The organism is Streptomyces sp. JLYT201 (assembly GCF_059448825.1).
In genome coordinates this window covers 5,371,344-5,386,349 of record NZ_CM182551.1, presented here as the reverse complement: position 1 = coordinate 5,386,349, position 15,006 = coordinate 5,371,344, and the positions used below count along the sequence as shown (strand labels likewise).

Annotated in this window: 14 protein-coding genes; 8 read left to right on the top strand and 6 right to left on the bottom strand. The window is 73.8% G+C overall.

Annotated features, from left to right (window positions below; translation table 11 throughout):
• Nucleotides 1–66 precede the first annotated feature (66 nt).
• Both AC5WAM_RS22550 and AC5WAM_RS22545 read left to right on the top strand, forming a co-directional pair.
• Nucleotides 67–999 carry a 1-phosphofructokinase family hexose kinase gene (locus AC5WAM_RS22550; protein ID WP_495518601.1) on the top strand — a complete coding sequence of 311 codons (933 nt, stop codon included), beginning with the start codon at nt 67–69 and terminating at the stop codon, nt 997–999.
• Nucleotides 1,000–1,045: 46 nt separating this feature from the next.
• A complete protein-coding gene (locus AC5WAM_RS22545) occupies nt 1,046–1,894 on the top strand; it encodes a class II fructose-bisphosphate aldolase (protein ID WP_495518600.1) in 849 nt (282 codons plus the stop codon).
• A gap of 58 nt (nt 1,895–1,952) precedes the next feature.
• On the opposite strand, the gene AC5WAM_RS22540 is transcribed toward AC5WAM_RS22545, so the two are convergent.
• Nucleotides 1,953–2,930 carry a carbohydrate-binding protein gene (locus AC5WAM_RS22540; RefSeq protein WP_366791242.1) on the bottom strand — a complete coding sequence of 326 codons (978 nt, stop codon included), beginning with the start codon at nt 2,928–2,930 and terminating at the stop codon, nt 1,953–1,955.
• Between the two features lie 99 nt (nt 2,931–3,029).
• Nucleotides 3,030–4,709 carry a diguanylate cyclase CdgB gene (gene cdgB / locus AC5WAM_RS22535; protein WP_366791241.1) on the bottom strand — a complete coding sequence of 560 codons (1,680 nt, stop codon included), beginning with the start codon at nt 4,707–4,709 and terminating at the stop codon, nt 3,030–3,032.
• Nucleotides 4,710–5,273: 564 nt separating this feature from the next.
• Between cdgB and AC5WAM_RS22530 the strand changes: the two genes are divergently transcribed.
• On the top strand, nt 5,274–5,792 hold the full coding sequence (locus AC5WAM_RS22530; RefSeq protein WP_495518599.1) for a flavin reductase family protein: 519 nt from the start codon (nt 5,274–5,276) through the stop codon (nt 5,790–5,792).
• 62 nt (nt 5,793–5,854) lie between these two features.
• Here the strand turns inward: AC5WAM_RS22530 and arfB are convergent, their stop codons facing one another.
• Nucleotides 5,855–6,286, bottom strand: coding sequence for an alternative ribosome rescue aminoacyl-tRNA hydrolase ArfB (gene arfB, locus AC5WAM_RS22525; protein WP_242719450.1), 432 nt, complete (start codon nt 6,284–6,286; stop codon nt 5,855–5,857).
• 207 nt (nt 6,287–6,493) lie between these two features.
• On the opposite strand from arfB, the gene AC5WAM_RS22520 reads away from it, so the two are divergent.
• On the top strand, nt 6,494–7,069 hold the full coding sequence (locus AC5WAM_RS22520; protein ID WP_366791240.1) for a TerD family protein: 576 nt from the start codon (nt 6,494–6,496) through the stop codon (nt 7,067–7,069).
• A 182-nt stretch (nt 7,070–7,251) separates the two neighbouring features.
• Nucleotides 7,252–7,812, top strand: a complete 561-nt coding sequence (locus tag AC5WAM_RS22515; RefSeq protein ID WP_495518598.1) for a tellurite resistance TerB family protein — start codon at nt 7,252–7,254, stop codon at nt 7,810–7,812.
• A 22-nt stretch (nt 7,813–7,834) separates the two neighbouring features.
• Here AC5WAM_RS22515 and AC5WAM_RS22510 read toward each other — a convergent pair whose 3' ends face one another.
• A complete protein-coding gene (locus AC5WAM_RS22510; RefSeq protein WP_495518597.1) occupies nt 7,835–9,304 on the bottom strand; it encodes a M1 family metallopeptidase in 1,470 nt (489 codons plus the stop codon).
• Between the two features lie 102 nt (nt 9,305–9,406).
• Nucleotides 9,407–9,964 carry a GlcG/HbpS family heme-binding protein gene (locus AC5WAM_RS22505; RefSeq protein WP_366791237.1) on the bottom strand — a complete coding sequence of 186 codons (558 nt, stop codon included), beginning with the start codon at nt 9,962–9,964 and terminating at the stop codon, nt 9,407–9,409.
• A 228-nt stretch (nt 9,965–10,192) separates the two neighbouring features.
• Here AC5WAM_RS22505 and AC5WAM_RS22500 point away from each other — a divergent pair, with 228 nt between their 5' ends.
• Nucleotides 10,193–11,473 (top strand): sensor histidine kinase, encoded by a 1,281-nt coding sequence (locus AC5WAM_RS22500; protein ID WP_495518596.1) that lies wholly within the window; start codon nt 10,193–10,195, stop codon nt 11,471–11,473.
• Nucleotides 11,460–12,227, top strand: a complete 768-nt coding sequence (locus tag AC5WAM_RS22495; RefSeq protein WP_495518595.1) for a response regulator — start codon at nt 11,460–11,462, stop codon at nt 12,225–12,227. The genes AC5WAM_RS22500 and AC5WAM_RS22495 overlap by 14 nt, the downstream gene beginning before the upstream one ends.
• Nucleotides 12,228–12,285: 58 nt before the next feature.
• Here AC5WAM_RS22495 and AC5WAM_RS22490 read toward each other — a convergent pair whose 3' ends face one another.
• A complete protein-coding gene (locus tag AC5WAM_RS22490) occupies nt 12,286–12,786 on the bottom strand; it encodes a hypothetical protein (RefSeq protein WP_399615587.1) in 501 nt (166 codons plus the stop codon).
• Nucleotides 12,787–13,733: 947 nt separating this feature from the next.
• Here AC5WAM_RS22490 and AC5WAM_RS22485 point away from each other — a divergent pair.
• The gene (locus AC5WAM_RS22485) at nt 13,734–14,948 is read left to right on the top strand and encodes an NAD(P)-binding protein (protein ID WP_495518594.1); all 1,215 of its coding nucleotides are present in this window, start codon (nt 13,734–13,736) and stop codon (nt 14,946–14,948) included.
• The last annotated feature ends 58 nt before the right edge of the window (nt 14,949–15,006 follow it).

Genomic DNA, 15,006 nt, shown 5'->3' with positions numbered 1-15,006 from the left:
CGGCGGGCGCATGGGACGTCCTGGGCCATCCGGCGTCCTGGGTCAGGGGTTTCGGGGGGTGAAGCAGTGATCGTCACGGTCACGCTCAACGCCGCCCTCGACCTCACCTATCGCGTCCCCGCCCTCACGCCCCACACCACCCACCGCGTCACCGAGGTGACCGAACGCGCGGGCGGCAAGGGCGTGAACGTGGCACGGGTGCTCGCCGCGCTCGGCCACACGGTGACGGTCACCGGCTTCGCGGGCGGCCCCACCGGGCGCACCCTGCGCGAGCACCTCACGCGCACCCCCGGCCTCGTGGACGCGCTGCGCCCCGTCCAGGGCCCGACCCGCCGCACCCTGGCCGTCGTGGACGCCCGCACCGGCGACACCACCCAGCTCAACGAGCCGGGCCCGGCCGTGTCGCCCGCCGAGTGGTCCGGATTCCTCACCGCCTACGAGGAGTTGGTGCGCGGCGGCGTCACCGCGGTGGCCCTGTGCGGCAGCCTGCCGCCGGGCGTCCCGGTCGGCGCGTACGCCCTCCTCGTGCGCGCGGCACGCGCCGCGCGCGTCCCCGTGCTGCTCGACACCAGCGGCGAACCGCTGCGCCGCGGTGTCGCCGCCCGCCCCGACCTCGTCAAGCCGAACGCCGAGGAGCTCGCCGAACTCACCGGCGCCCACGAGCCGTCGCGGGCCACCCGCGACGCCCGCCGCAGGGGCGCGCACGCCGTCGTCGCCTCCCTCGGCGCCGACGGCCTCCTGGCCGTCACCCCCGAGGGCACCTGGCGGGCGACGCCGCCCGCCGCCGTGCGGGGCAATCCGACGGGCGCGGGCGACTCGGCGGTCGCGGGCCTGCTCTCCGGGCTCGTGGAGGGCCTGGCCTGGCCGGAGCGGCTCGCCCGGGCGGCGGCCCTGGCGTCGGCGACCGTCGCGACGCCCGCCGCGGGCGAGTTCGACCGGACGGTGTACGAGGACGTCCTGTCGAAGGTGACGGTGAGCGGCAAGGCGTCGGCCGCGTAACGGGGTTGGGCGACACGGGCCGCGCGTGCCCGGGAATGAGGGCACCATGCCACTGATCAGCACCGGCGAGCTCGTCGGCCGGGCCCGTGCCGAGGGGCGCGGCCTCGCCGCCTTCAACGTCATCACCCTGGAGCACGCGGAGGCCATCGCGCTCGGCGCGGAGCGCGCGGGCCGCGCGGCCGTGCTCCAGATATCCGAGAACGCGGTGCGGTTCCACGGCGGTGACCTCACCCCGCTCGCGCAGGCCGCCGCGGCCGTCGCCCGCGCCTCCTCGGCCCCCCTGTCGCTGCACCTGGACCACGTCACGGACGTGGACCTGCTGCGGGCCGCGCACCCCGCGGGCTTCAGCTCCGTGATGTTCGACGCCTCGAAGCTGTCGTACGCACAGAACGTGAAGGCCACGGCGGACGCGGTGCGTTGGGGCCACGAGCGGGACATCTGGATCGAGGCGGAGCTGGGCCGCGTGGGCGGCAAGGAGGGCGAGGCACCCCTCGACGCGCACGCGCCCGGCGTGCGCACGGATCCCGACGAGGCCGTCGCCTACGTCGCCGAGACCGGGGTCGACGCGCTCGCCGTCGCGGTGGGCTCCAGCCACGCCATGACGGAGCGCTCGGCGTCCCTGGACCACGAGTTGATCCGCGCCCTGCGCGCGCGGGTTCCCGTGCCGCTGGTCCTGCACGGGTCGAGCGGCGTCCCCGACGCGGAGATCCGCGCGGCGATCGCCGCCGGTGTGGTGAAGGTGAACGTGGGCACGGCCCTGAACACCGGCTTCACCGGCGCGGTACGCCACTTCCTGGCCGAAGACACAGGGACGGTGGACCCCCGCAAGTACCTCACCCCCGCGCGGGAAGCGATGGTGGAGGTAGTCAGCCACTTCCTCCACCTGACCGGCTGACAGCAAGCCACTCAGCCGGTCCGGCGTTTGAGGACGAGGCGCGAAGCGCCGCAAAGGGTCAGCCCTTGACGTGGCCCGCCTTCAGCCACATCTGGTCCAGGTTCACGTCGCACTTGTCGCCCTGCTGACAGGACACGGAGATCGTGTTCGTGCCCTTGTTCAGCTCCACGAAGGCGAACGTCTTCGTCCAGCCCTTGTCCCAGGCCCCGTCCTCCGCGTGCGCGAAGTTGTCCATGTTGAGCTTGCGCGGGGACGGCGTGCCGTTGATCACGAGGGTCGTCTCGGCCGCCTTGCCGGGCACGCCGTAGCCGACGAAGACCGTGTACGCGCCGTCCTTGGGGATGCCGTTGACGGTCCAGGTGACCTGCGCGCCGACCTTGTTGAGCCCGGCCACGTACACGCCGTCGGCGGACTTGGCGCCGTCGATGTCGGACGCGGTGGTGGTGCCGCCCTCCAGCTTGAGGGCCTTGGCATCCGTTTCGGGCAGTTCGGTCTTCTTGTCCGGCTTGTCCTTGCCCTTGGACGCGCTGGGGCTGGGGTCGGCGGACTCGCTCTGCCGCTGCGAGGGCCCGGCCTTGTTGTCGTCGCCCTTGTCGTCGCCGCCGGTGAGCATGGCCGCGCCGATGCCGAGCGACACCACGGCGACGACGGCGATCGCGCCGATCAGCAGTCCCTTGGTGTTGGGCCCGCGGCCGCGCCCCGCGGGGGCCGGGGGCGGCACCTGCCGGACGGGGGCGGTGGCGCCGGGCTGGGCCTCGGGGGCCGTGTAGTGCGCGCTGGGCTGGCCGTAGTGCTGCTGCGGGGGGTAGCCGTAGCCGCCCTGGGCCGGGGGCTGCTGCGGCTGCTGCCCGTACTGCCGCTCGCCCACCGGGCGCACCTGGTGGTACGAGGACCGGGGCCCGGGGTAGCCGTAGCCGCCGCCTCCAGGGGGCGGGGTGGCACCGGCCGCCTGGCCGTCGGCGTACAGATAGCCGAACGGGTCGTCGTCGCCCTGTGGCGCGTTCGGCGTCTGCTCGCCGTTGTTGCCGGGCGTCATTCGCAGGTCACTCCCTCGCATCGCGGATGCGGGCGAGCCTACCCGCTCCAGGTGACCGCCCAAGGTGCCGTCGACATCAACAAGTTCCCCGTACGGGACCTATCCGGCCCGCCGGTGCTGCTTGGCACGGGAACGTTTCTCGACGTACATCCGCTGGTCGGCGGAGTGCAACACCTCATCAGCCGACATCCCGCAGTGGGCCCAGCCGATGCCGAAGCTGGCGCCCACGCGCACGGCCCGGCCCTCGACCCTGATCGGCGGGATGATGGCGTTCCGCAGCCGCACCGCGAGGTCCTGCGCGTCGGCCCGGCCGAGCCCGTCGGCGAGGACCACGAACTCGTCGCCGCCGAGCCGCGCCACCGTGTCACCGTCGCGAACGCCGCTGGTCAGACGCCGTGCGACCTCGATGAGGACGGCGTCGCCCGTGTGGTGCCCGAAGCGGTCGTTGATCGACTTGAAGCCGTCGAGGTCGCAGAAGAGGACGGCGAGCCCCTTCGTGCCGTCGTCCGCCTCGGTCTCGTCGGGCGGGGCGACGGTGTGCACGTGGTGGTCGAAGTCGCCCTGGGCGCCGTGGTGCGCGCCGGGCGGGGCGGCGTGCCCGTGCCCGGCCGGGTGACCGGCGGCGCCGCCGTACAGGCCGCTGTTGTCGTACGCCGCATCGAGCGAGTCCACCGTGCTCGGCCGGCCCGCGTGCGGCCGGCGACAGAGACGGGCGCTCAGCCGGGCGCGCAGCTCGGCGGAGTTCGGCAGGCCGGTGAGCGAGTCGTGCGAGGCGCGGTGCGCGAGCTGGAGCTCGCGCCGCTTGCGCTCCTCGATGTCCTCGACGTGCGTGAGCAGAAACCGGGGCCCGTCCGCGGCGTCCGCGACGACGGAGTTGCGCAGCGACACCCAGACGTAGGTGCCGTCGCGGCGCCCGAAGCGCAGCTCGGCGCGGCCGCCCTCGGCGGAGGTGCGCAGGAGCGTGCCGATGTCCTCGGGGTGGACCAGGTCGGAGAACGAGTAGCGCCGCATCGCGGAGGCGGGGCGGCCGAGCAGCCGGCACAGCGCGTCGTTGGTGCGCAGGATGCGGCCGTGCTGGTCGCCGCCCATCTCGGCGATGGCCATGCCGCTCGGCGCGTACTCGAAGGCCTGCCGGAAGGACTCCTCGCTGGCCCGCAGCGCCTGCTGCTCGCGCTCCAGGCGGACGAGGGCGCGCTGCATGTTGGCCCGCAGCCGGGCGTTGCTGATGGCGATCGCGGCCTGGAAGGCGTACATCTGGAGGGCTTCGCGGCCCCAGGCGCCGGGCCTGCGGCCGTTGCGCGGGCGGTCGACGGAGATCACGCCGAGCAGTTCGCCGCCGGAGCCGCCGGTCGCGTACATGGGGGCGAAGAGCCGGTCGGAGGGGTGCCACTCGTCCTCGAAGCGGGGCTCGGGGCCCTCGGTGTACCACTGCGGTACGTCGTCCTCGTCGAGGACCCAGCCCTCGGTGTGCGGGATGAAGCGCAGGGCGCCCCAGGGCTCGCCCATGGCGAGGCGGCGGTCCCAGGACTCGCGGGAGCCGACCCGGCCGGTGATGAGCGCCTCGGCGGCGGGGTTGCCCGCGAAGGCGGCGACGACGAGGTCGCCGTCCGGGCGCACGAGGTTGACGCACGCCAGCTCATAGCCCAGGCCGTTCACCACGCCGTCGGCGACGGTCTGCAGCGTGTCCGCGAGGCTGCGGGCCGTGTTGAGGTCCGCCACCACTTGGTGCAGCTGCCGCAGGGTCGCAAGACGGACGTACGGCTCCGACTCGGTCTCCATGCTCGCTCTCCCCGAGACCTCGACAGCAACTCCAGGATCCGCAGCGTCCTCAGTGTCCGTAATCTCTGACTCTTCGTGACTCTTCTGGCTTCGTACGGTGCTGTACGCCTTCGTACTTCTACGTACGGTGCTGTGCTTCCGTGCCCTCAGCGTCTGTCTGATTGCCACGGTCACTGAATCACAGCGAGCTGCCCACCCGGTACACAGGGTCAACAAAATATGGGCCCTGTGACTCAAGTCACAGGTGAGGGCGCATGGTTAAGACCGGAACATGAGGCTCCGTTGCGCTGGTGGGACGCAGGAGGAAGGGGTGGGTGACGGACCGGGACACAAACGGAGCCCGCGGACTCCGCGGGGTCCGCAGAGTCCGCGGAATCCGCAGAGTCGGCTGAGTCCGCAGAGTCGGCTGAGTCGGCTGAGTCCTAGGTCTCGGCCTAGGACCGGTCTCGGCCCCGGGGCCGATGCGCCGCGGCCCGGTCCGGCACTAGCGTCAGTCGTGTGGTTGCCGATCTGACCTTGAACACACAGCCCCCTCCCGTCCCGTCCACCCCTCATCCTGTGGGGGTGAGCAACGACGAGTTCCGCGCCGCCATGTCCCGCCTGGCCGCGGGCGTGGTCCTGGTGACCGCGCAGGAGCCCCCGCTGGACCCGGACGACCCGATGGCGCCGGCCGGCGAGGACGCGGGCATGACGGCCACCGCCTTCCTCTCGGTCTCCCTGGAACCGCCCCTGGTCATGGTCAGCCTGCGCACGGGCTCCCGCATGGACGACCTGCTCGCCGAGCAGCCCCTGTGGGCCGTGTCGGTCCTCACCGAGAGCCAGCGGCACATCGCGGGCCGCTTCGCCATGAAGGGCCGCATCAGCGACCGGCTGCTGTTCGAGGACATCCCCTGGTCGCGCGGCCGGGAGAGCGGCGCGCCCCTGATCGGCGGCGCGCTGGCCGCCCTGGAGTGCCGCACCGAGCAGACGGTGGCGGCGGGCGACCACACCCTGGTGATCGGCCGCGTCCTCACGGCGGAGCTGCCCGGCGCGGACGGCGGCCCGCTGCTGTACTTCCGGGGCCGCTACCGGCAGCTGGGCTGAGGCGGGGCGGCCACCGGGAGCCGGGGCAGGGTCGCCAGCGGCAGCCGGGGCGGGGCCGGGGGCTACTGCCAGCCCTTGCCCGAGCGGCCCTGCTTGGTCTGCGCGCGCTGCTTCTTCTCCCGCAGCCGCCGTTCGTTGATCCCGCGCGGGACGCGGGTGGGGCGCCGGGGCTTGGGCGGCGGCGCGGTGGCCTCCGCGAGCAGCGCGGCGAGCCGGACGGCCGCCGCCTCCCGGTTGCGCCACTGGGAGCGGTGCTCGCTCGACCGCACGCTCACGACGCCGTCGACGAGCCGGGGTGCGAGCCGCTCCAGGGCCCGCCGCTTCCAGACCTCGGGCAGCGCCTCGGTGCGCGCCAGGTCGAAGCGGAGCTCGACCTGCGAGTCACTGGTGTTGACGTGCTGGCCGCCGGGCCCCGAGGAGCGCGAGAAACGCCACAGGAGCTCGGCCTCCGGCAGGACGACCGAGCCACGGATGACGTGTTCGCGACCAGACATGTCTCCTATGATCCCGCGCCGGACGGCCGTACGACACCTGTTTTCCGCCGCCGCGGCCGCCTCGCGGGGCACCTTCGGTAAAGAAAGTAAAGAAGCGCGTCCGCATATGGAACCTTGGATACCCCCCTCGGCGTTCATAAGGGTGCCGGTAGCTTCGCCCTCAGAGTGAAGCCCGCACATAGGCGACTAGGGAAGGGACTCCCAACAATGGCTGTAAGCCTGTCCAAGGGCGGCAACGTCTCGCTCACCAAGGAGGCACCGGGCCTGACCGCCGTCACGGTCGGCCTCGGCTGGGACGTCCGCACCACCACGGGCACCGACTTCGACCTGGACGCCTCCGCGATCGCGGTGAACACCCAGGGCAAGGTCTATTCGGACGCCCACTTCGTCTTCTTCAACAACAAGTCGACGCCGGACCAGACGATCGTCCACACCGGTGACAACGTCACGGGCCAGGGCGAGGGCGACGACGAGCAGATCAACGTCAACCTCGCGGGCCTGCCCGCCGACATCGAGAAGATCGTCTTCCCGGTCTCGATCTACGACGCCGAGAACCGCTCGCAGAACTTCGGCCAGGTCCGCAACGCGTTCATCCGCATCGTGAACCAGGCCGGCGGCGCCGAGATCGCCCGCTACGACCTGTCGGAGGACGCCGCCACCGAGACCGCCATGGTCTTCGGCGAGCTCTACCGCAACGGCGCCGAGTGGAAGTTCCGCGCCGTCGGCCAGGGCTACGCCTCGGGCCTGGTCGGCATCGCCCAGGACTTCGGCGTCAACGTCTGAGTCCACACCGACTGACCACGGGCCCCGGCCGGAGCGCTTCCGGCCGGGGCCCGTCCCGTGTCCGCCCCAAGACGCGGGCCGCGCGGGGAACTTCGCGGTGCGGGGCGGCGTTGCCAGGACGACGTGCGCACAGCGCGCGCGGCCGACGGGTACGACACGGGCAGAAGCCGAGGTGGCGCGGAATGGCTATGTGGGACCGGATCAAAGACCAGGCCAAGAACCTGCAGCAGACGCAGGGCGGGCGCGCCTCCGCCGGGCACGGCGTCCCGGGGCACGGCCCGCACGGCAGCGGCTCCAAGGGGTCCAAGGCCCAGCTGATCGGCCTGCTCAAGACCCAGCTGACCTCGCTGAAGTCGGAGCTGAAGAGCGGCGCCTACCGCGACGCGAGCATGGCCATGTGCGCCCTGGTGGCCGCCGCCGACGGCACCGTCGACCCGGCCGAGCGCCAACACGTCGAATCCCTGATCCTGCAGAACGACGTGTTGCAGAACTTCCCCCCGGACCAGCTCCGCCAGCGCTTCAACAAGCACGCGGACCAGCTGTCCTTCAACTTCCAACAGGGCAAGGCCGCGGTGCTGCAGGAGATCGCCAAGGCCGCGAAGAAGCCCGCGGAGGCCCGGGCGGTCGTCCAGACCGGCTTCGTCATCGCCGGGGCGGACGGCTATGTGGCCCCGGCGGAGGAGCAGGTCCTGCGCGAGGCCTGCGCGACCCTCGGCCTGTCCCCCCAGGAGTTCGGCCTCTGAGACCCCGGCGGGGGCGGTGACGCTAGCGCTCGTCCGGCTTGCCGTCCCCGTACAGCCAGTCCGACCACACCCTCTTCAGCTCGCCGCGGGCCTCGTCGTCGCCCGCGTGTTTCTCGACGTACGTGGTGAAGTCCTCGGTGTCCGCGTTGGCGTGGCGGTACTTCTTCGCCCAGCCCTGGACGATGTCGTAGAAGGTGTCGTCGCCGACGGTCTCGCGGATCTTCTGGATGACCATGGCGCCCCGGTAGTAGACGGGATCGCCGGAGATGCTCGCGGCGTCCGGCTGCTTGGCGGGCGGGAACTCCCAGAGGGACTCGTGGTCCTCCTTGGTGTCCCAGTACTCGTCCTCGTAGAGCGCGTCGACGGTCTCCTCGACCGTGTCGCCGTCGTTGTCCTCCTCGTACAGCCACTCGGCGAACGTCGCGAAGCCCTCGTTGAGCCACATGTCCTGCCAGCTCTTCGGCGTCACCGAGTCGCCGAACCACTGGTGGGCCAGCTCGTGGACGAGGGTCGTGGTGTCGGCGTCCTCGACGGGGAACAGCGGCTTGGTCTGGGTCTCCAGGGCGTAGCCGAGGCCCGCGCGGCCGTCGACGACGGCGCCGGTGGACGAGAACGGGTAGTCGCCGAAGTTGTACTCCGCCCAGTCCACGATGTCAGGGATCTCGGCGAGGACCTTCTCGGCCTTCTTCCCCTTGGCCTTGGGGATCGTCGGGTCGATCGCGGTGAGGACGGGAATGCCGCTCTCGGTCATCGACGTCTTGATGTCGTACTTGCCGACGACGACCGTCGCCAGATAGCTGGCCATCGGCTCGGCGTTGTGCCAGCCGAAGGTGGTCCGGCCGTTGGCGGTGGTCTCCTTCGTCAACTCGCCGTTGGAGATGGCCTTCAGGCCCTTGGGGACGGTGACCTCTATGTCGTACGAGGCCTTGTCGATCGGGTGGTGGTTGCCGGGGAACCACGCCATCGACCCCGCGGGCTGGCCCGTCGCGAGCGCGCTGTCCTCCCCCTTGAGCCAGCCCTCCTTGGCGCCGTCCACGTCCGTGATGGTCTGCGGGGTGCCGGAGTAGCGGACGGTGGTGCGGAAGGTCTCGCCCCGGTCGAGGTCGTCGCGGGGGCGGACGGTCAGCTCGCTGCCCGCGCGCTGGAACCGGGCCTCCTTGCCCTCGACGGTCACGGACCGCACGTCCAGGCCCTTGAGGTCGAGGTTGAAGGCGCTGAGCGTCTTGGTGGCGCGGGCCGTGATGTCGGCGGTGCCGGTCAGCTGCCGGGACTCGGGGTCGTAGCCGATCTTCAGTCCGTAATGAGCCACGTCGTAGCCGCCGTTGCCGAGCTTCGGGAAGTACGGGTCGCGGACGCCCGCGGCCCCCGGGGTGCCGCCGACGCCACTGCTCGTGCACGCGGTGAGCGCGGTCGCGAGGGCGGTGGCGCAGAGCAGGGCGAGGGGGGTGCGGCGGGGCCCCTTGGTCAGGGGGGCGGTGGCTCGGTAGATCACCCCGGTGATCCTATGGCCACCGCTCCCTGCCGTGCCGGGGCCCCCGCGTGCCGGGGCCTCGCATGCCGGGGCCCGCGTGCACGGAGCCCCCGCGTGCGCGGGTCAGCGGCCCAGCGCGGCCACGCCCGCCTTCGCGAACTTCTCGTCCAGGTCGCCGCTGGGCGCGCCCGCGACGCCGATGCCCGCCACGGGGGCGCCCTTCGCGGTGACCGGGGCGCCGCCCGCGAGGAACAGCGTGCCCGGGATGTCCTTGAGGTTCGGCGTCTGCGCCAGGCGCTTGGCCAGCTCGGAGGTGGGCGCGTTCCAGGAGACGGCGGTGTAGGCCTTGCGCTCGGCGGACTCGTACGACTGCGGGCCCGCGCCGTCGCCCCGCAGGGTGACGATCGTGTTGCCGTTGCGGTCGACCACGGCGACCGTGACGCGCTGGTTCTCCTTCTTCGCCGCGTCCAGCGTCGCCTGCGCGGCCTTCGTCGCGGCGGCCACGGTGAGGTGCGTGCTCTGCGTCAGGCTGCGGCTGCCCGCGTCGGCGCTGACGGCGGCCTCGGCGGCCGCCGCCGGGGCGTCGGCGCTGGCGGACACGGCACCGACCGTCCCGGCGCCGACGACGCCGAGGACGGCGGCGGCGGTGAGGACGCGGGCACGCGGCGAGAGCTGCTTCATGGTGTGACTCCTTGGGGCGGCACGGTCTGTGCGGCGGTACGGGTCCGGAGGCGGGCCCTGTGCTTCGATCCTCCGGGCGGGTGCCGGTCCGCCCCGTCGGCACACCGGCTGCGGGTCGCGCGCGGTCCGGACGACGTCCGGGTCAGCCGATCGGTTGACCCGGGCCTGCGCCCAGCGGGCCACAATGAGGGTGTTTGCCCAGTTCAGGCGCGTGACAGGAGGTCGGGGATGCACGGAGGTGACGGCGCGGGAGCGGACCGTCCCGGAGTCGTCGGCCCGGAGGGCCGGTGGCTCGCGGCCGTCATGCACACCGCGTTCTTCCTGCTGCTCGCCGCCTCGCTCTCCCGCTTCCTGCTGCGCCACCCCGGCGAACCCCGTACGCCCTGGATCGTCGCGCTCTCGGCCGTACTCGCCCTCCTGTACGTGCTCGGCCCGGCCCTCGGCGCCACGCCCAACCCCCGCCGTCTGCTGTGGCTCGGCGCGGTCGTCGGCGTCTGGGTGGTCCTCGTGGTCCTCGCGCCGAGCTACGCGTGGTGCGCGGTGCCGCTCTTCTACACCGGCCTGCGGACGCTGCCCACGCGCGCGGCCCTCGCCCTCGTCGCCGTCCTCACGGCCCTCGTGGTCGCGGCCCAGCTGCGGCTCGCGGACGGCTTCGACCCGAACCTGGCGTTCGCGCCGCCCGCCGTGGCGGCCGTGGCGACGGCGGTGTTCGTCCACATGCAGCGGCAGACGGCGCGGCAGCGCGCCCTCATCGACGACCTGCTGCGCACCCGGCGCGAACTCGCCGCCACCGAACGGCGCGAGGGCACGCTCGCCGAGCGGCAGCGCCTGTCCATGGAGATCCACGACACGCTGGCCCAGGGCCTGTCCAGCCAGCGGATGCTGCTCCAGGCGGCGGACCGGGTGTGGGACGCGGACGCGGCGGCGGCCCGCGCCCACGTCCGTACCGCCGGGTCCATCGCCGACCGCGGCCTCGCCGAGGCCCGCCGCCTCGTCCACGACCTGGCCCCGGTCGACCTGGCCGAGGCGGGCCCCGACCCGGCGTACGCGCTCCCCGCGGCGCTGCGGACCCTGGCGGGGCGGGAGTCGGGCGCGGGCCTGACGGTCCGCTTCCACGCCGAGGGCGCACCGGTCCCGCTCGCGGGCCGGGCCCGCTCGGCGCTCCTGCGGATCGCGCAGGGCGCGCTGGCGAACGTACGCGAACACGCGGGCGCGGGCACGGCCGCGCTGACCCTGACGTACCTCGACGACCAGGTGGTCCTCGACGTGGCGGACGACGGGCGGGGGTTCGCACCGCGGGCGCCCGGCGGGGCGCGGGGCGCGCGGGGGCACGGCCTGCCCGCGATCCGCGCGCGGGCGGCGCAGCTGGGCGGGACGCTGACGGTGGAGTCGGCGCCGGGCGAGGGGACGGTGCTCTCGGTGGCGATTCCGCTGGGGGACGGTTCGTGCGCGGGGCTCGACGACGAGGGCCGAGAGGGCCGACACGGGAGGAACGATGAACGCGGCTGAGGATCCGGACCTGGGCGGCGGGCCGGGGGGCGGCCCGGGGGGCGGCCTGGGCGGCGCCGCGGACGGCAGCCCGGGCCGCGTTGCGGACGGCAGCCCGGGCGGCGTTGGGGACGGCAGCCCGGACGGGGTGCCGGTGCGTCTTCTCGTCTGCGACGACCACGCCGTCGTGCGGGCGGGCCTGCTCGCCCTGCTCGGCAGCGCGCCCGGGGTCGAGGTGGTCGGGGAGGCCGGTTCCGGCGAGGAGGCGGTGGCGCTGGCCGCGAAGCTGCGGCCGGACGTCGTCCTCATGGACCTCCAGCTGGGCCCAGGTACGGACGGCGTGGAGGCCACGCGCCGCATCACGGCGGCGGCCGGGGGCGGAAGGCCGCACGTCCTTGTCCTCACCACGTACGACACCGACGCCGACATCACCCGTGCGATCGAGGCGGGCGCCACCGGCTATCTGCTCAAGGCCGAGCGGCCCGAAGAGCTGTTCTCGGCGATCCGCGCAGCCGCGTGCGGCCGCACCGCGCTCTCGCCGCCCGTCGCGTCCCGCGTGATGGCCCGCATGCGGCAGCCCCGGCCCGGCCTCACCCCGCGCGAACGCGACATCCTGGGCCAGCTGGCGCGGGGCCTCGGCAACCGCGAGATCGCCCGCGCGCTGTTCATCAGCGAGGCCACGGTGAAGACGCACCTGGGCCGCATCTACGACAAGCTCGGCGTGGAGACACGGGCGGGCGCGGTGGCCGTGGCCAAGGAACAGCGGCTTCTCTAGCCGGGACGCGGGGGCCGGGGCCAAGGCCGACGAGCAGCGGCTCCCCTGGTCCAGGGGCCTAGGACACGCGCGGGAAGCGGGCCAGGAGGGTCCACAGGGCCGGGTTCTCGCCGAGGCCCTCGTGCAGGTCGGTCAGGTCGGCCACCACGTCGTGCAGGAAGTCGCGTGCCTCGCGGCGCAGTTCGGCGTGCGAGAAGGTGAGCGGCGGCTCGCCCGGGTCCAGCCAGTCCGCGTCGATGTCGACCCAACCGAAGCGGCGCTCGAAGAGCATCCGGTCCGTGGACTCGGTGAAGTCCAGCTCGGCGTGCTGGGGCCGCGCGGCCCTGCTGCCCATCGGGTCCTGGTCGAGCCGCTCCACGATGTCGCACAGCGCCCACGCGAAGTCGAGCACCGGCACCCATCCCCAGGCTGTGGACAGCTCCCGGTCGGCCTTGGTGTCGGCCAGGTACACGTCCCCGCAGAACAGGTCGTGCCGCAGGGCGTGGACGTCCGCGGTGCGGTAGTCCAGCTGGGGCGGGTCTGGGAAGCGGCGGGAGAGGGCGTAGCCGATGTCGAGCACGCCTCGATGGTGCCATGCGCGCCCCCCGGCCCCGCACGCCCCGCTACGCCGCCACCTCCCACCCGACCGCCACGCCCAGCCACCCTCCGCCTCACGCGGGCCCTCCCTCCAGGGAAGCCTCCCTCCGCCGCGCGCGGGCCCTAGCTGTCGCCCTCCGCCCCACGCCGGCCCCCAGCCGCCCCGGGAAGCCCCCCTCCGCCTCGGCACCGGCCCCACCACCGCCGAGCCCACGCCGCGCATGTCCGAGCTGGTCCCGCCCACCCGCCCTCACCAGCGGCAGCAGCCGCGCCACCCGACCAGCCACGGCAGCCGCTACCACCAACAACCAGCCCACGCGCTGCGCGCGCTCGGGGCAGCCCCACCCACCCGCCCCCACCTGCGGCAGCAGGGAACCCCGGCCAAGGCCCCACCCGGCGAAGCCAGGAGCAACGGGTGGGTGGGTGGGAAAGCCCGCCGCGGTAGCGGCGGAGGCGCCCGACCAGCCGCAGCGCCCCGCGTCGGCCCCGCGCGGGCGAAAGCCGGGGCGGTACGGGTGGGCGGGCGGGAAGGCCCGCCAGGGCCAGGCGGCACCGGGCCGACAGGAACGACCGCCGGGGCCGAGCCGCAGGCCCCGGGAAAGGCCCGCAGAGGCAGGGCCGCGCCGGGACAGCGGAGAAGGCCCACCAGGGCAGGGCCAAGGGCAAGGCGGCGGCATGACCGAGGCAAGACCTCGGCAGCGCAACGGAAAGGCCCGGGAGCAAGGCCGCGTCAGGCCCGGGCGAGGCGGTGGCACGGCGGTGGCAGGCCCGGGCAAGGCCGCGGCAGGACCGGCGCGAGGGCCGCGGCAGGGCCGGCGTGAGGGGCGCTGTGGCGAGGGCTCTCGACAGGCCCTGGCCTGGCGATGTCACACCGCTCAGGGGCAGACCCGTCGTACCCGTACAGGACCACGACAGAAACGGACCCCACCCATGCCCCGCACCCCTTCCACCACCCCCACCGTCACGGTGATCGGCGGCGGTTTCGCCGGCCTCACCGCGGCCATCGCCGCCGCCGAGGGCGGAGCCCGGGTCACCGTGCACGAGGCGCACCACACGCTGGGCGGCCGCGCCCGCACCTCGGAGGGCACGTACCGGACGAACGACGGACCGCACGCGCTGTACAACGGCGGCCCGCACTGGACCTGGCTCAAGCAGCGGGACCTGATCGGCGAACTGGCCCCGCTGCCGCCCCTGGAGGCCGCGCGGCTGCGGCTGCGCCACCGGGGCGCGCTGCGCCGCACCCCGCCCCTGGCGATGCTGCGGCTGCTGCGCCGGGCGCCCGAACAGGCCCCCGTCGACGAGGACTTCCTGACCTGGGCCACGCGCGAGGTGGGCCCGGAGGGCGCTCGTGCGGCGGCCCACTACACCGCCGTGGCGCTGTTCCACCACGACCCGGGCGCGCTGTCCGCCCGCTTCGTGCACACCCGGTTCCGCCGGGCCGCGAAGCTGCCGCCGGAGGCGCACTACCCGGTGGGCGGCTGGGGCACGGTCATCGACCGGATGGCCGCGCGCGCCTGGAACCTGGGCGTCCGGGTGGAGACGCTGGCCCGCGTCGACGACGTCGCGGAGCCCGCGCGGCGCGGCCCGGTCATCGTCGCCACCTCGCTCGACGCCGCGCGGCGGCTCCTGCGGGACGACGGGCTGACCTGGGAGAGCGGGCGCACCACCCTCGTGGATGTGGCGCTGCGCCCGCGCCGGGGCGATCTGTTCGCGGTGTCGGACCTGGACGGCACGGGCTGGATAGAGCGTTTTACCGCCCAGGACCGTACGCTCGCCCCGGAGGGGCGGCAGCTCATCCAGGGGCAGATCCCGCTCGCGCCGCACGAGTCGAAGGCGGACGGCGTCAGGCGCGCGGAGGAGCTGCTCGACCTCGGTTTCCACGACTGGCGCGAGCGCGTGACCTGGCGCCGGGCCTCGGTGGCGAACGGCCGCACGGGCGCCGTCGACCGGCCGGGCACGACCTGGCGCGACCGGCCCGCGGTGGACCGGGGCGACGGCGTGTTCCTGGTGGGCGACCAGGTGGCGGCGCCGGGGCTGCTCAGTGAGGTCTCCTTCAACAGCGCCGTCGAGGCGGTGTCGCTCGCTCTGACGGGCACGGGCCGGCTGACCGCCACCACACCCTGGGTTGACCTCAAGTCCGCTTGAGGTTGAAGGGTGGGTGGTGGTCGGCCCCCGCCGGTCCAGCAAGCCCGCACCCCTGAGG

Bases quoted from the DNA above. Each gene is read 5' to 3' on its own strand.
- AC5WAM_RS22545 (WP_495518600.1), top strand. From the start codon at position 1,046: ATGCCACTGATCAGCACCGGCGAGCTCGTCGGCCGGGCCCGTGCCGAG.
- AC5WAM_RS22540 (WP_366791242.1), bottom strand. From the start codon at position 2,930: ATGACGCCCGGCAACAACGGCGAGCAGACGCCGAACGCGCCACAGGGC.
- cdgB (WP_366791241.1), bottom strand. From the start codon at position 4,709: ATGGAGACCGAGTCGGAGCCGTACGTCCGTCTTGCGACCCTGCGGCAG.
- arfB (WP_242719450.1), bottom strand. From the start codon at position 6,286: ATGTCTGGTCGCGAACACGTCATCCGTGGCTCGGTCGTCCTGCCGGAG.
- AC5WAM_RS22520 (WP_366791240.1), top strand. From the start codon at position 6,494: ATGGCTGTAAGCCTGTCCAAGGGCGGCAACGTCTCGCTCACCAAGGAG.
- AC5WAM_RS22515 (WP_495518598.1), top strand. From the start codon at position 7,252: ATGGCTATGTGGGACCGGATCAAAGACCAGGCCAAGAACCTGCAGCAG.
- AC5WAM_RS22505 (WP_366791237.1), bottom strand. From the start codon at position 9,964: ATGAAGCAGCTCTCGCCGCGTGCCCGCGTCCTCACCGCCGCCGCCGTC.
- AC5WAM_RS22500 (WP_495518596.1), top strand. From the start codon at position 10,193: ATGCACGGAGGTGACGGCGCGGGAGCGGACCGTCCCGGAGTCGTCGGC.
- AC5WAM_RS22495 (WP_495518595.1), top strand. From the start codon at position 11,460: ATGAACGCGGCTGAGGATCCGGACCTGGGCGGCGGGCCGGGGGGCGGC.
- AC5WAM_RS22485 (WP_495518594.1), top strand. From the start codon at position 13,734: ATGCCCCGCACCCCTTCCACCACCCCCACCGTCACGGTGATCGGCGGC.